The following is a 15,494-nucleotide window of genomic DNA, read 5'->3' as shown; positions in this document are numbered from 1 at the left end:
GACGATACGCAGCGTTTTGAAGCTCCATTGCCATTCTGAATGCCGCCCCTTATGGCCGCGCCGCTATCGCCTCCTACATAGGCTATTACCAAGTTGAGTCTGTCATTGTCGAGCAGTATGTGGTCTTCCTCGTGATGTCTTCCAAAAGGCACCGATAATTGCCGCGGGTAGCTTGCAAACGCGGACGTCACGCAAAGCGATGCATGTGATCGACGAGACCCATCTTTTGGTCTGAGATCGCAGCGGTCAGTATCCCAGCTTTGAGCCGGGAAAGTCTGATGCGGCGCATATCGAGAATACGCCCCTGGTCGATGCCGATGCTGTTCTCTGCTCCGGCAGTGCCAGTTCTATGCCCCTTCATCAAGAGCCGAGGGGCGCCTGTCACCCGTCGGCCCGTCCTAGCCAGAAGCGCTGCGTGGATGGGCCTCTCAAATTTAAAACTTGAGCGCCTGCGACCCCCAGCTCAACGGCTGAATGATTTTCATATGGTGTGGCCGCTAGGTAACTGAGCCAATTAATCGGGATGGCTATGCTTGCTCGAATGCTACCGGCCCCACTTAATCCTTGGGTAATTTGATTCATAACACCAGTGTAATTACCGCGTCATATGAGTAACAGCTTGCCGCTCTTATAATTTCATCACACACGTTAAGTTAGGAGCTGGTTATGAAAGCTTTCAAGATTACGGCAGCAGTGTTTTTTATGAGCGTGAGCTCATTATCCTTGGCAGAGGGTAGCTCAGATCGCGAGTATGGCGAAATGATACGTGCGAACGAAAATACTATGCGGGAGTACGCTACTTCTGTCGGAAAGAAGCCTCCCGAAGTTGTCCATTATCGTTATGGGATGAAGTTGGACATCGCCAAGGTAATTCGTACCACGCGAACCGATATGACCTGCAACGATGTGATGCCGGCCCAAATTACCTATGAGGACTCTAAGGGTGATTTGGCGATTGTTGAGTATCGGGTCGCCGGAACGAACTGTCGGAGATAAGACACCACCTATCGACCCATCGAAGCCTGCATAAACGTAAGAGTCCGAGGCGGTAGTCGCAGCCCGAGACATGCTCCTGGTGCGGCGGTGGTCATAAGCATTTCAGCAATACAATCGTTACTAGCCTTGCCGTTTTTATGGCGAATCGGTGCGGGTACTGGCATGGGGCCGTCTGGGGAAACTGCCCAGCTGAGCGATGTGCTTAGTAGTACATACATAGCCGCGAGGGGTGCCTACGACTCGCGGCTTTTATTTTCCATATGGAGCGTGTAGCTGAGAAATGTTCGGACAAGTACTATCAAACCAAGTACTGCAACGTTTCGTAGCGAGGGCTCAATTACAACCGTTCGTATGACATCGGCAGCAACGAGGAATTCTAGTCCTAGCACAATCGCGCCGCCAATATCTTGCCGTAATGACCGGGAGCGATCCGTCAATGCGGCCCCTTTGTAATTGAAAAAAAAGCGATAGAGCGCTATGAAACTTCCGAAAGTTATAGCGAGCACCCCTGCAATCTCGAACCCGATCACCGCGATCTCAATCGCTGCATGAGGTGCCTCAAGGTTCATAGAAACACCCGTCAATGGTGGTCATAGATGCCTATTCCCCGAATATCGTTCCATGAGGTGGTCTGGTGGCAGAGATAGCACTGCTCAGGTTCCGCATTCCTGACACCCGCTATCGGCTTGGACATCATTCCGAAGTGCTCCTTGTAGTGGCTGAGCGGCGCGAGGTGGCACTGGCCGCACTCGGTGGAACTCGGCGGTGGATGCCGGTACTCGGCAATCGACCATGTGGTCGTGCCGTGGCATGTCGCGCAGTCGTTTCCGAAGACCTGGACGTGCGGGTCGGTGGTCTTGTGGCAGCTCGCACAGTCCAGCAGCGTCTCCTTGTAAGTCATGCCGTTGGCAAGCGAGAGGTTGCCCGGCAGCGCCTCGGGCCGGTGTGCCTTGAGGTGCGCGAGCAGCACCGCCCCCTCATGACCCTCCGGGGCCCGATCGAGCCATCGCACGATGATGTCGGTCAAAGCCGCATGGTCCATACCACGCAGGCTGCGGCCGGCGTCGTGTTCCTTGTGGCAGGCCACGCAGTTGTTCGAGCCGGCGATGTCGGCATGGAATGCCGTCGGTTGTCGCTGGACCAGGACGGTCTCGTTTGCATGGCAGGCCACGCAAGTCGCGTCCTCCACGCCCTTCACCGGCGTGTGGCACGCCGCACAGTCCTCTTTGAGAAACGCATGTGCGCTGGACAGGGGGCCCGGAGAGGCCATGTTCTGCCACGTCGCGGCGCGCTGCATTTGCGGAAGGTATGTCCACAGTGCGACTGCCGACACCGGCGCCAGGACCGCGAGCAGCGCGGCGAGGATCTTTCCCTTTCGACTCATCTGAACCACCGCAACCCGAAGTAGATGCCAGCCCAGATATGCAACGCCAGCAGAAGATAGAAGATGATCGAGAACGCGATGTGTGCCGACAGCCAGGCGTTGAACAGCCTGCGCACCCGCTCCTGGAACTGGATCGAGTACTGCAGATCGGCGGCGGCGGATGCCAGTGGCAGCAGTTCGGCGCTGGCCTTGGGCGTACCGGCAACGCCCGCTGTTGGTCCTTGCGCGTAGGCCCAGTACTGCCCATCCAGAAGGCGCCACAGCCCGTCGATCTGCGCCTTCTTCTCGCGGATGTTCTCCGCGACGTAGCGCAGGTAATGCTGGCCGATGAACCCAGTGAGCACGCTCAGCAGCATCGATGCCGTCAGCGCGACGCCGAGCGCACTCTGGAACTTGTGCCCGCTATGGAGGATGGCCAACAGCGCGCCTACCAAGCCGAAATAGACGTGCGCCTGCAGCAATGCGCCGAAGCCATGCTTCCTGGTGAATGCGCGGCGCAGCGTAGCGCTGCGCTTGATTACGGTGTAGGTGAGCGGGACGAGCATGAACGCCGCGCCTACGACGCCGAACACGCCACCCAGGAGGCTTCCGGCGAAGAAGGAAGAGCGGTGCACCAGGAAACCCAGCCACAGGACCACCAGCATCAAGAAGATGATCGTCGCGATGATGCGATCCTGGTTGCGCATCTACGCATCCACCGAGATATCGGCCGACGCTTTCGCCTGGCAGGCCAGGATCACGCCCGAGGAACGATCGAGTGGCGTCAGACCGTCGTCCACGTCCATGGTGACCTCGCCCGACAGCAGCTTGATCTTGCAGAGGCCGCAGTAACCCTGCCGGCAGGCATATTCGATCGGAACGCCGACCTCTTCGGCGGCCTCGAGAACGGTCTGGCCGGCCGCCAGCGGCGCCTTTTTTCCGGACCGCTCGAAGCTGCAGGTGACGGCCGTCGCCGTGTCGCCCGCCGACACCTCCAGGCCGGGAGGCACTGTCCTGGAGGGGCTCAGGAACAGCTCGGAATGAACCGACGCCAGGTCGATGCCCAGCTTGCCCAGTTCGTTGCGGACCGCGTCCATCATCACCGACGGACCGCACAAGTGGATGCGGCGCGAACGGATCTGCGGAATCTGCCCCAGCAGTTCGGCGGTGATGAACCCACGCGGGCCGGTCCATGCCGCCGATGACTCGTCGCTCAGCACGATGGACACATGCAGGTTCGGATGCCGGCGGGCGAGTTGGTTCAGCTCGTCGCGGAAGATCACGCTTTCCAGGTCCTTGCAGGCGTAGACCAGGTCGATCCGGCCGTTCCAGCTCTGGTCGGTCAGGTAGCGGATGGAACTCATCAGCGGCGTGATGCCGACGCCGCCGCCCAGGAACACGACACTGTCGGACTCGACGCCGCGGAAGGTGAAGCGGCCGTAGGGGCCGGACGCATCTAGGAGATCGCCTTCCTTCACCTGCTCGTGCAGGTAACCCGAGACGATGCCGCCGCTTTCGTGCTTGACCGTCAGGTCGCACCAGCCGTGGCAGCATGGCGATGAAGCGATCGAATACGAGCGCTTGACCTGGTTCCCGCCTGAATGCACCGAAAGCGTGAGGAACTGGCCGGGCTCGAACTCGAACGGCAGCGCACCCACGCCCTCCACTGGCGCCAGCCGAAACGTCTTGACCTTGGGCGTCTCCTGGAAGACGCGTGCGACCCGCAACTTGCCCACCCAGCCGCCCATGGTGGACACGGGTGCGCGTGCCTGCGGCTCGCCCTCGGCCGGCACGCCCGGAGACACGGACGCCGCGGGGACCGGCGCCACACCGGAACGAGGCGCAGCGGCGGGGGCCGGAGGCACCGGTGCCCCGGTGCGCAACGTGGCGAGGACCGCATTCGTGCGTCGGGTTCGCGCCACGTACATCCAGGCGGCCAGCAGCGCAAAGGCCAGCAGCAACGCCATCGTGAAGTAGTGGAAGCCCGACAGGCCGAAGACGCCGTGCGCCGGGGCCGTGGTCAGGGGATCGGTCAGGTTCATCTCGCGCCGGAACCACGCCAGCGCGATCCCCCGCGGCGCCTGTCCTTCGGCCAGTGCGCGGTAGGCCGACAAGCCGCTGTCGAATTCGCCCCAGGCCACGCGCATGCGGTCGGATGCTTCCTGCAGGCCGCCGTAGTCGTTGCGCTGGACCGCGTGCGACGCCTCCGACGACAGGGACGCCAATAGCTGGATCCCTTCGTGCATCCGGTGGTGGGCGAGCTGCTCAACGCTCGCGCGCCGCTCCGGCGGTAGATCCGGTAGCGCCATCAGCTGCGGATACAGCAGCTTGTTGAGGCGCCGATCCCGACCGCACTCGTCTCCGCGGCAGCCGCGCATCATGTCGTCCATCATGCCGCCCATGGAACCGGCCATCATGCCGCCCATGGAACCGGCCATCGATGCACCACTCGAAGCCGGCATGCTGGCAGTCGCGTCCGGGTGATGCGCGGCGTGATCGTCATCGCCCGCCGATGCGTCAGCCGGCGGTGTGGCGCTCATCGGCATGCCGTTCATCGAGCTGCTGCTTTGCGCCGGCATGCCATCGGCTGGCGCCGGCTGCGGTACCGCCATGCTTCCGGCCTTGTCCGGATGATGCGCGGCGTGATCGTCGTCGCCCATCGGCACGCCAGCCGCCGGCGTGGTGCCCATCGGCACACCACCCATCGAGCCGCCGCCCTGGGCAGATGCCGTGCCGGCAGCGACCAGCTGCGCAGCCGTGGTGTAGCCGACCTTGCCTTGCAAATAAGCTGCGTGTAGATCAGCAGCCGACTGAGCGCCAGCAGTTCCGGGAGCTAGCAGCATCGCCAGCGTGGCTGCAGCGGCGACTCGCTTCCACCGTACGAAGTCTTCCGTTAGCACCGCGCCGGCCTCCGCTACATGTGGCCCATCTTCTTCTTAGCCATACCGCCACCCATGCTCGAATCCATCTTCTGCATGGTGGCGTCAACCCTCTGCATCTGCATCTCGCAGTGCTTCATGTCCTCATTCATCTGCTGCATGTGCTGCATCGTGGCAGACATGTCCATGCCCTGATGCGCAGAGGCGTCGCCAGTCTTCATCGCCATGGCCTGTTGATGCATCTGCATGCTGCCTTCCTGCATCTGTCGGCCCATGGCCTCCATGGCTTGCCCCTTTTGGCGCATCATGGCTGCCATCTCCTCCATGTGCGTGGCCATGGCATCGGGCGTTGCAAGCGTATTCTGAGGAGCAGAGGACTTCGGATCGGTAGCGTGCGCCGATGGCGTGCTGGTGGGCTGCTGTCCAATTGGGCTAGGCATGGCGTTCTTGTTGTGCATGTCGTCATCAGCGAGCGTCGTCCCAGCGAGGAGTATTCCCACGAAGCAAATTGGAGCGAGGGGTGTGCGTCGGTGCGGTCTCATGACAACCTCCTAATGGTTTTTTTTCTGACTTTGGCTGTGGGCGTAGGAAAAACTACCTTACAGATCAGGCTATTACTAATAGCCTACAGAGAAGAAGCTGTCGTAAACCTTACTTGTGCATTACATTTTCACGTTTGTTGGTGAAATAGTTGTATTGATTTTGAAGAGGAGGTAGCAGGTTATTTGTGGTTTGCGGCGGCGGAGATAGCAGGTGTTTTGCGAGTAGTACGCTGAAAATATGTTAGTTTAGGTAACTGACATAAATGTAAAGTTTAAGTTATATGAACGACAGGTCTGATCTGCAATAAAGCCAAACAATAGCTCGCTCATAAACGGGTCCAAGCTTTCCCTTGTGCCGAAATTTGCGTGCTTCGGAGTTAAACATGATGAATGACTTGATCAAATATCGCGCCTGGTCGGCACACCCGTTTCCGCTCTCCGCTCATGACTGGCGTGGTGCGCAAGCCGAAGTCCTCGAATATTCTAGTTGTCGTTGCTGCAATCAACGGGACCGGCACTGCAGTAAGGAGATTCTATGAACTGGATCGTTCAGCCGCTGCCCGTCCGCAGTTGGGGGCTGCTAGCACCCGTCATCCTAGGCCTTGCTCTGAGCAGCGGCGCGCAGGCTTCGCCAGGGTCAGCCGAGCTTGGCGCCACGTTGCCTCCGCTGCTAGACCTGCTTGAACGGCAGAGCCCAGAGCTCCGGGCTGTCGGGCATGAGAGGCAGGCCGCCTGGGAGCGTCCCGATGTAGCCGGTGCGCTCCCGGACCCGATGCTCACTTTTGAGGAAATGGGCATCGCCCGCGACGACCCGAGCCTATCGCCCAGCGGCGTTGGCAGCACACGTTACGCGTTCCGTCAGACTTTTCCTATTGGCGGCAAGCGGGGGCTTGCTCGCGAGATCGCAGAGGCGGGCGCCGAGCAGGCAGCGGCCCGCGAGCGCCTGAGCCGAGTCGAGCTCAGGAGTCTCGTCAAGCTTGCCTTCAACGAATACCAGTATGCCCACGCAGCCATCCAGGTCACCGAGGAGCTGCGGGCGCTGGTGGATGAGCTTGAGAGTATTGCCCAAGCTCGCTACAGAGTGGGGCTTGCGCCGCAACAGGACGTGATCAAGGCTCAGACCGAGCACACCAGTCTGCAGAGCGAGCTGCTGACGCTGGAACGCGACCGACGCGGCACGGCGGCGCGGTTGAACGGCATCTTGGCGCGCCCTGCGAACTCGCCGCTGGCGGAGCCCGCCGGTTGGCCTGCTCTGCCTGCATCAGTGCCGACCTTGGCTGAGCTGCAGGCTCGTATCTTCGGTGGCAATCCTCAACTGGCTGAGCTCAATGCACGAATTCAAGAGGCCCAGCGTGCTGAGGCGCTTGCCAGCCGAAACTGGATTCCGGATATCACCGTCGGCACTGCCGTCGTCCAGATGGGTAACCGGGCCGAAGAGTTCGAGTTGATGCTGGAGATGAATATCCCGCTGTGGGGCAAACGCCGCAGCGCAGAGCAGCGCGAGGCCGTTTCCTTGCGCTACGCCGCCGAGGCTCGTCGCGAGGCGGTCAACAGCCGTCTCGCGGGCAGCGTAGGTGAAGCGTGGTCGGCGTTGGAGACAGCCTTTCGACAGCACGAACTGATTGACAGAACGCTCCTGCCGCAGGCGGAGCTCACCTATCAATCGGCGCTCGCCAGCTATCAGACCGGCAACGTCGATTTCGCGACCTTGCTTGATGCCCAGCGACAGATTCGCCAGCTGAGGCTGTCGCTGCTCTCGCTGGCGCTGGAGCAACGAGTCCAAGTGGTGGAATTGGAACGTCTTGTCGGAGCAGAACTATGAATCGCAGCATGATTTTCGGCGCAGGTGCGCTCGCCCTTGCGACGGCAATCGCCGGCTTCGGTGGTGGCTACATGGTGGCGCAAAGGACAGGCTCCTCGGAGGTAGCTGGAAGCACCGCCCCACAAGAGCGCAAGGTTCTGTACTACCGCAACCCCATGGGGCTGCCCGACACGTCGCCAGTGCCCAAGAAGGATCCGATGGGGATGGACTACATCCCGGTCTACGCCGACAAGGGGCCTGCTGCCGCGCAGGGCGAGCGCAAGATCCTGTACTACCGCAATCCCATGGGACTGCCGGACACCTCCCCGGTGCCGAAGAAGGACTCCATGGGTATGGAGTACATCCCCGTTTATGAGGGTGATGAATCGGGAAACACCGTTGTAATCAGCCCTGAGAAGGTGCAGTTGCTGGGTGTACTGTCTTCGCCAGTTGAGCGCCGCGTGCTCACCCGTACAGTGCGTGCAGTCGGTACGGTGCAGGTCGACGAGCGCGGCCAATACACCTTGGCGCCCAAGTTTGAGGGTTGGATCGAAAAGCTCTACGTCAACACGACCGGTGAGCCGGTTCGCAAAGGCCAGCCACTTATGGAGGTCTACAGCCCCGAGCTGGTGTCGGCGCAGCAGGAGTTCCTGATCGCCAATGCCGGGCAGCAAAGTCTTGCCGGCGGCAGCGCGGCCGCGCAAAAGGGGCTCGCCTCCCTCTCCTATTCTGCCCTTGAGCGGCTACGCAATTGGGATATCGGGGAAGCACAGCTTGAACGGTTGCGTCGTACTGGCAAGGTAACTCGCACTTTGACGATCGCCGCGCCCGTGGATGGCGTGGTATTGGATAAGCCATCGGTTGAAGGTATGCGCTTTCAGCCAGGGGATGCCCTCTACCGAATCGCGGATCTCGATACCGTCTGGCTTATCGCTGAGGTTTTCGAGCAGGATCTGGCGTTAGTTCAGCTTGGGCAGAAGGCGCAGCTTACGGTAAGCGCCTATCCCGACCGGCGCTTTAGGGGCGAGGTAACCTTCGTTTATCCCGATCTGTCGCCGGAGACTCGCACCGCCAGGGTTCGCATCGAGCTAACCAATCCCGACGGCCTGCTTAAGCCGGCTATGTTCGGCACCGCTCAGCTCGCAGCAGGTGAGCAGGCGCCGGTGCTCGCAGTGCCTGACTCGGCGGTAATCGACAGCGGTACTCGCCGGATTGCGCTGGTTGCCCTGGGCGAAGGTCGCTTTGAGCCGCGCGAACTGCGCACAGGCAGGCGTGCCGACGGCTACATTGAGGTGTTGGAAGGGCTGGGGGAGGGCGAGTCAGTAGTCACGCGCGCCAACTTCCTGATAGACGCCGAGAGCAACCTAAAGGCAGCGCTAAGCGGCATGAGTGGGAAGTCGGCTTCGACTGCAGAAGCGGATCCCCATGCCCATGGAGCCGCCGTCGGGCCTGACGGTCCCGCCGCGCCAGGCAATGCCGATGCACTTCATCGTCATGCTGGACACGACGATCACAGTGATAGCGGCAGTTACGAGAGCAACGAGCTTCATAAGCCGGCGGGTGAGGTGGATGCGGGCCACGGTAGCGACGCTGAGTCTGGGAGTCACCCAGATCATGTGATGCCGGACGGCGGCCATTCCCATGGAGGGCATTAAGCATGCTTGCCAAAATCATTGAATGGTCGGTGCGCAACGTCTTCCTTGTGTTGCTCGCCACGCTGATTATCATCGGCGCCGGCATCTACGCGGTAATGAAAACCCCACTGGACGCACTGCCGGACCTATCCGACGTGCAGGTGATTGTGTACACCGAATATCCTGGGCAGGCCCCGCAGGTGGTAGAGGATCAGGTCACCTATCCGCTTACCACGGCGCTGCTATCGGTGCCCAACTCCAAGGTGGTGCGAGGCTTCTCGTTTTTCGGTGCCTCCTTCGTCTATGTCATCTTCGAGGACGGTACCGACATCTATTGGGCCCGCTCGCGGGTGCTGGAGTACCTCAACTTCGCTTCGAAGAACCTGCCAGCGGGGGTGACACCCGCGTTAGGGCCAGATGCCACAGGTGTGGGCTGGGTCTACCAATACGCCTTGACCAGCACACGTCATACCCTTGCTGAGCTACGCACCCTGCAAGACTGGTTCGTGCGCTATCAGCTCACCAAGGCCGAAGGCATATCCGAGATTGCGAGCATCGGAGGCTTTGTCCAGCAGTACCAGGTCACCGTTGACCCGCAGAAGCTTCAGGCCTATGACATCCCGTTGAGCCGGATATCTGAAGTCATCCGTACCAGCAATGCCGACGTCGGTGGCCGCATCGTAGAGATGAGCGAGACCGAGTACATGGTGCGCGGTCGTGGCTACCTGCGCGGTGCAGAGGACATCGAGAAACTGGTACTGAAAGCTTCACGCGGAATTCCGGTTCTGCTGCGTGATGTAGCTCGCGTCGAACTCGGCCCGGACGAGCGTCGCGGCGTCGTTGAGCTCGATGGAGAGGGTGAGGTGGTCGGCGGCATCGCCGTTGCCCGCTACGGCGAGAATGCTATGTCCGTGATCGACAATCTTGAGGCCAAAATAGAGGAGATCCGTCCCGGCCTGCCGGAAGGAGTGAATATCGAGACGGTGTACGACCGCTCGGATCTTATCCAGCGCGCTGTCGACAATCTCAAGTTCACGCTTCTTGAAGAGTCGATCATCGTTGCGCTGGTGTGCGTTGTGTTTCTTCTGCACGTGCGCAGTGCGCTGGTGGCCATCCTCATGCTGCCGATTGGCATCCTAATGTCCTTCATCGCCATGCGCTGGCTAGGGCTCAACTCCAACATCATGAGTTTGGGCGGCATCGCGATCGCCATCGGTGCGATGGTGGACGCAGCTATTGTGATGATCGAGAACGCCCACAAGCACCTGGAGCGAGCGCCGCCGGAGAAGCCGCGTGTACATATTATAATCGAGGCCTGTCGGGAGGTAGGCCCTGCGCTGTTCTTCTCGCTGCTGATCATCACAGTCTCCTTCCTACCGGTGTTCACGCTGGAGTCGCAGGAGGGGAGGATGTTCTCGCCGCTGGCGCTCACCAAGACCTTCGCTATGGGCGCTGCGGCGCTGCTATCAGTGACCCTGGTGCCGGTGCTGATGCTGCTGTTCGTGCGAGGGCGGATAATCCCCGAGCACAAGAACCCGGTGAACCGCTTTCTGATATGGGTCTACCGCCCGATCATCCAAGGTGTGCTGCGTTGGAAGGTGATGACAATCGTTGTAGCGCTGGTGGTTTTGGTCGTTAGCATTTTGCCGGCGCGGCAGCTCGGTAGCGAGTTCATGCCGCGACTCAACGAGGGCACGCTGCTGTATATGCCAGCCTCGCTTCCTGGTATGTCTATTACCAAGGCCGCTGAGCTCATGCAAACGCAGGACCGGATCATCAAGAGCTTCCCAGAGGTGGCCTCGGTGTTTGGCAAGGCGGGCCGCGCGGCCACGGCCACCGACCCGGCGCCGGTGGAAATGTTCGAGACGGTGGTTAACCTCAAACCGGAGAAAGAGTGGCGGCCAGGAATGACGGTGGACAAGCTCATCGCCGAGATGAACGACGCGCTGAAATTTCCGGGCGTGGCAAATAGCTGGACTATGCCCATCCAAGGGCGCTTGGACATGCTCTCCACCGGCATTCGAACGCCCATTGGCATCAAGGTATTTGGCATGGACCTCGCCGGGATCGAGCGGCTAGCAACTCAGATTGAAGCGGTTGTGCAGGCAGTGCCCGGCACCACCAGCGCGTTTGCCGAACGTATTACAGGCGGCTTCTACCTCGACATTTCGCCCGACTATGACGCCTTGGCCCGCTACGGCTTGACGGTAGGGGAAGTGCAAACGGTGATTAGCACCGCCCTTGGCGGCGAGCTTGTGACCACCACTGTCGAAGGGCGGGAGCGATTCGGCGTCAATGTGCGCTATCCGCGAGAGCTGCGTTCCGATCCCCAACGGATCGGCACTGAAGTGCTAGTGCCGACGCCGAGCGGTGCACAGATACCACTCGGCCAGCTTACGGACATCAGCATCACTAAGGGCGCGCCGAGCATCCGCACTGAGAACGCATTGCTATCGGCCTATATCTACGTGGATATTCGTGATAGGGATATCGGTAGCTACGTGCGCGAGGCGCAGCAAGCTGTACAGGAGCAAGTGAGTTTCCCGCCTGGGTATTATGTCACCTGGAGCGGCCAGTTTGAGTACATGGAGAGAGCGGCCGAGCGGCTGAAAATCGTAGTGCCGTTGACGCTGGTGGTGATCTTCCTCCTGCTGTATCTGAACTTCCGGCGGCTTACCGAGACGCTGATCGTCATGCTCTCAGTGCCATTCTCGCTGGTAGGTGGCGTTTGGCTGATGTGGGCGTTGGGCTACAACTTCTCCGTTGCAGTAGCGGTGGGTTTCATTGCTCTGGCTGGCGTTGCCGCGGAGACAGGCGTGATCATGCTGATCTACCTTGACCACGCGCTCGATGAGCGTCGAGCAGAGCGGGAGGCTGCCGGTGAAAAGCTGACGGTGGATGACCTTTACCAGGCAGTGATAATTGGCGCGGTGGATCGAGTGCGGCCGAAGATAATGACTGTGGTTGCCATCATGGCCGGTCTGTTGCCAATCATGTGGGGCACCGGTACCGGATCGGAGGTGATGAGGCGCATCGCCGCGCCGATGGTGGGCGGCATGGTTTCTTCGACGATTCTTACGCTGGTTGTTATTCCGGCGATCTATACGCTCGTGAAACAGCGTGGCCTGGCCCGTTCGGCTTGCTAAATGATGCGGATTCGAGCATCGATTTGTTCGAATCCGCCCTGATCGTCCGGCCGGTGGGTAATCGCATCGACTCCGACACCGATTCGCATCCTCCATCAGTCATTCGCGACGCTAATGGAGCCATAGATCTTGGAGGCGAAACGGTGTCGCTGCTGACTGTGCAGGCGCGATTCCCATCGACGGTATCGTCAACAACCAAAAGGCCCCAGGCTAAAATAGAGAAGACGTTGCATCGCCTGATAGATGTGCCGTGCAGCATGGCGCACGTGAAGTACGTTGCCGAAATCGATCTGGCGCTTAACCAGAAGTACTCGGCGTGCGGCATTCGCATCGCCTCCTAATTCCACCGGTCTTCATCTGGTCGCCGTGATGGATCTTGGTTTACGCCAGCTAACAAGCCAGGTCGAGCAGCACCGCAGATTCCAAATAACTGCCGCGGGAATCCATTCTCGGACGGCAGGCCAAGCGATGCGAATGGACAGCCACGCAAATCAGGCTTCGTGTCGATCACGTCTGCTACCTGTAGCAGCTACTTCGATCCAGGCGACCTGGCGTGGCCTCGGTGATTGCCACCATCGGGTGCTTCATCGGGCTACACAGAGCAAACGAAGCGGCATTGTACGGATTAAGCTTGCCGCACTCACCGCCTCAAGATCTTGGCGGTACTGCCTGCGCCCGCCACTTTCGTGAGGCAGTCGTATCCGCGTTGGGCAGCCCTAGCTCCGCAATTGCGCGCTAAAATGAAAGACGCTCCCCGCCGTTACCTTATGCTTCATGGGTAAGGCGCGAAGCCGCGTCTCTGAGCCGTCCGGATCAATTCGAACGAGCCATCCATCCCTCGCCATTATCAGCGTACGGCCTGCCTGAACTGCACGCAGGTAAGCAGCATGCGTGGCGCTGGCTGCGAGCGCAGGAATCAATCCCTCGGGATGGCCAATTTCGTGGTCGCTGGGCTCTGTCATGGTTTAGCCTCCAAATAGGGGGAATCTACGACATGGGTGTGCGCTATGGTAAGGCGTCTCCGCCATGCTTCTGACTTTAGCTTCTGTAAGGAGGGTGGCGTCATGGACACACCTAACAGCTGGCGAGTTGTCTGCCAAGATCCGGGAGACGGCAGCGGAGACGTAATCGTTGAGCTTCCATCTGAGTTACTTGCGAAACTCGGTTGGACGCTGGGAGATGAGCTGATAGTGGAGAAAAGCGAGGAGGGATTTTCCCTAAAGCTCAAACCGCGGCCCGTGAACGCACCTCTTTAGGCGGATTGCACCGCATAGGCGGCATAGCCAATGAGGCGTTCCGGCGTTAGATCGAACTGCGCTTCGAAACACTCGACCATCGTTCTGGTCGAGTCGACTGCGGCAGTACGATGCACCGGAGTCGTTTCCACTTACATGATCACGCCATGCTCGGTGTCGCTCAGGAAGTTGGCGGAGTAGGCAAAATAAGCCGAGCCAGGGCGGCGGTGTCAGACTTTATTCCTGGCTGCGGTGGGGCTTTTCCGGCGGACGCGTTAGGCTGTGTCGAACTATATTTCCGTTGTTGCGGCATGCCATAGCGCTGAAGCTTGCGGATTTTGCGGCCCTCTATGTCAAACTATATTCTGGGCATCCAATCATGGATTTACCTCGGGGTTAGTGTGGGTTGTTGTTGCCCTCAGAGTGTCCATCGATCCAGCAACGACCTTCGAGCAAGGAATCCGATTTAATTTTCAGGCACCTTTCACATGCCAAGATCTAAGCTCTGACCGGTCCAAGGTGAGCCCGATGTCGAGAGGATTTCTGCTTTGGTACGCCTGCGTAATGATTCACAAACCGCACGTTAACGCTGCTTCCGGGCTTAATGCGTCGAATGTGGGTGTCAAACATTGGCGTTGTTAGAGCTGGCTTGCTCTGATACCCCCGTCAAACCTGCTCTTGATTGGCGCGAGTTTGTGTCAATCAATGGACTTGAGTTTGACGGTCAATTGCCAATTACCGAAATAGCCGCAAGAGGTAGGGGTGACGGGCGATTTGGCAGTGTCAATGTAGGGAACGTAAGGTGATACCAAGCCCCTCTGATCCCGGGAATGACGGCGAACGCCAGTGACTCAGTAGTCTCTGCAAAGCCAACGAAAACCACTACCCTGGTCGGCCGGCGCAAACTCGGCGCTCTGGAAGTATCGAGTGTAGGCCTGGGCGTGCAGATCATGAGTCGCACCTACCAGACGACAATCCCTAATCGGGTGGAGATGCACAACATCATTCGCACCGCGTTCGAGCACGGCGTCACCTTCTATGATGCGGCCGAGGCGTATGGCCCCCATGAGGTGGAGCGAATTCTCGGTGAAGGCGTGGCCCCGTTCCGCAATGAGGTGGTGATCGCTACCAAGTTCGGCTGGAACATCGATCAGCAAACCGGTGAGCGCCGCCCAGGGCTCAATAGCCGCCCGGAGCACATCAAGTTAGTCGTTGAGGGCATGCTCAAACGCCTGCGTACGGATCGCATCGATCTTCTTTACCAGCACCGCGTCGACCCGCAGATACCAATTGAGGACGTGGCGGGGGCGGTCAAAGACTTGATGGCCGAAGGCAAGGTGCTGCATTGGGGCTTGTCCGAAATGGGGCTGAAGACATTGCGCCGAGCGCATGCCGAGCTGCCCGTTAGCGCGGTGCAGAACGAATATTCGCTGCTATGGCGAGGCCCCGAGCAGGAGCTGATTCCGCTATGTGAGGAACTGGGTATCGGCTTCGTCCCCTGGAGCCCGCTCGGGGTCGGCTTTCTCAGCGGGGCAATCGACGAAAAGACGCGCTTTGCCGAGGGTGATATTCGCGGGATCGAAGCCCGATTTGCGCCGGAGAGTCGGACTAATAACCTGAAGCTTGTGCGCCTGGTGAAAGCCTGGGCCGAACGCAAGAGCGTGACACCCTCCCAGCTCGCATTGGCCTGGCTGATGGTGCAAAAGAACTGGATTGTGCCCATTCCAGGTACGACACAGATGGCGCATATGCTCGAAAACAACGCAGCGGCACAAGTGACCTTCAACAATCAGGAGCTTGCGGAACTCAATGCGGCCTTGGCTGAAATCAGCATCCAAGGTGAACGGCTACCACCGGCTGTGCTCGCCTATAGCGGGGTCGAAGCCCCAGCGCAGTGA

12 protein-coding genes and 1 pseudogene are annotated in these 15,494 nt (G+C 59.7%); 7 read left to right on the top strand and 6 right to left on the bottom strand.

Features of this window, described 5'->3' with window-relative positions:
- Window positions 1–666: 666 nt before the first annotated feature.
- Window positions 667–996 carry a DUF2790 domain-containing protein gene (locus NAO55_RS07485; RefSeq protein WP_003292133.1) on the top strand — a complete coding sequence of 110 codons (330 nt, stop codon included), beginning with the start codon at window positions 667–669 and terminating at the stop codon, window positions 994–996.
- Between the two features lie 233 nt (window positions 997–1,229).
- On the opposite strand, the gene NAO55_RS07480 is transcribed toward NAO55_RS07485, so the two are convergent.
- The 5 genes from NAO55_RS07480 to NAO55_RS07460 form a co-directional block, all read right to left on the bottom strand.
- Window positions 1,230–1,565 (bottom strand): DUF1622 domain-containing protein, encoded by a 336-nt coding sequence (locus NAO55_RS07480; RefSeq protein WP_003298493.1) that lies wholly within the window; start codon window positions 1,563–1,565, stop codon window positions 1,230–1,232.
- An 11-nt stretch (window positions 1,566–1,576) separates the two neighbouring features.
- Window positions 1,577–2,380 (bottom strand): multiheme c-type cytochrome, encoded by an 804-nt coding sequence (locus tag NAO55_RS07475; protein WP_003298494.1) that lies wholly within the window; start codon window positions 2,378–2,380, stop codon window positions 1,577–1,579.
- Entirely contained in the window at window positions 2,377–3,066 is a 690-nt protein-coding gene (locus NAO55_RS07470) for a hypothetical protein (protein WP_014597608.1), read from the bottom strand. Before NAO55_RS07470 ends, NAO55_RS07475 begins: the two co-directional genes overlap by 4 nt.
- Window positions 3,067–5,142: a 2Fe-2S iron-sulfur cluster-binding protein gene (locus tag NAO55_RS07465; protein ID WP_231098873.1), complete on the bottom strand. Its 2,076-nt coding sequence runs from the start codon at window positions 5,140–5,142 to the stop codon at window positions 3,067–3,069.
- A 131-nt stretch (window positions 5,143–5,273) separates the two neighbouring features.
- The gene (locus NAO55_RS07460; protein WP_169918116.1) at window positions 5,274–5,696 is read right to left on the bottom strand and encodes a hypothetical protein; all 423 of its coding nucleotides are present in this window, start codon (window positions 5,694–5,696) and stop codon (window positions 5,274–5,276) included.
- 619 nt (window positions 5,697–6,315) lie between these two features.
- Here NAO55_RS07460 and NAO55_RS07455 point away from each other — a divergent pair.
- The 5 genes from NAO55_RS07455 (at window position 6,316) to NAO55_RS07435 (ending at window position 13,617) form a co-directional block, all read left to right on the top strand.
- Window positions 6,316–7,602 carry a TolC family protein gene (locus tag NAO55_RS07455; protein WP_003296208.1) on the top strand — a complete coding sequence of 429 codons (1,287 nt, stop codon included), beginning with the start codon at window positions 6,316–6,318 and terminating at the stop codon, window positions 7,600–7,602.
- A complete protein-coding gene (locus NAO55_RS07450; RefSeq protein ID WP_011914419.1) occupies window positions 7,599–9,236 on the top strand; it encodes an efflux RND transporter periplasmic adaptor subunit in 1,638 nt (545 codons plus the stop codon). Before NAO55_RS07455 ends, NAO55_RS07450 begins: the two co-directional genes overlap by 4 nt.
- Before the next feature lie 2 nt (window positions 9,237–9,238).
- Window positions 9,239–12,361, top strand: a complete 3,123-nt coding sequence (locus NAO55_RS07445) for an efflux RND transporter permease subunit (protein WP_011914418.1) — start codon at window positions 9,239–9,241, stop codon at window positions 12,359–12,361.
- Window positions 12,362–12,384: 23 nt separating this feature from the next.
- Entirely contained in the window at window positions 12,385–12,702 is a 318-nt protein-coding gene (locus tag NAO55_RS07440; protein ID WP_020307713.1) for a hypothetical protein, read from the top strand.
- Window positions 12,703–13,425: 723 nt separating this feature from the next.
- Window positions 13,426–13,617: a periplasmic substrate-binding domain-containing protein gene (locus tag NAO55_RS07435; protein ID WP_020307714.1), complete on the top strand. Its 192-nt coding sequence runs from the start codon at window positions 13,426–13,428 to the stop codon at window positions 13,615–13,617.
- A 14-nt stretch (window positions 13,618–13,631) separates the two neighbouring features.
- On the opposite strand, the pseudogene NAO55_RS07430 reads toward NAO55_RS07435, so the two are convergent.
- A pseudogene (locus tag NAO55_RS07430) lies at window positions 13,632–13,814 on the bottom strand (IS5/IS1182 family transposase); the annotation flags it as partial.
- A gap of 732 nt (window positions 13,815–14,546) precedes the next feature.
- Here NAO55_RS07430 and NAO55_RS07425 point away from each other — a divergent pair.
- Window positions 14,547–15,494, top strand: coding sequence for an aldo/keto reductase (locus NAO55_RS07425; RefSeq protein WP_037004948.1), 948 nt, complete (start codon window positions 14,547–14,549; stop codon window positions 15,492–15,494).

The sequence above is a fragment of the Stutzerimonas frequens genome (genome assembly GCF_024448335.1).
GTDB lineage: Bacteria > Pseudomonadota > Gammaproteobacteria > Pseudomonadales > Pseudomonadaceae > Stutzerimonas > Stutzerimonas frequens.
This window is presented reverse-complemented; position numbering and strand designations above follow the sequence as displayed.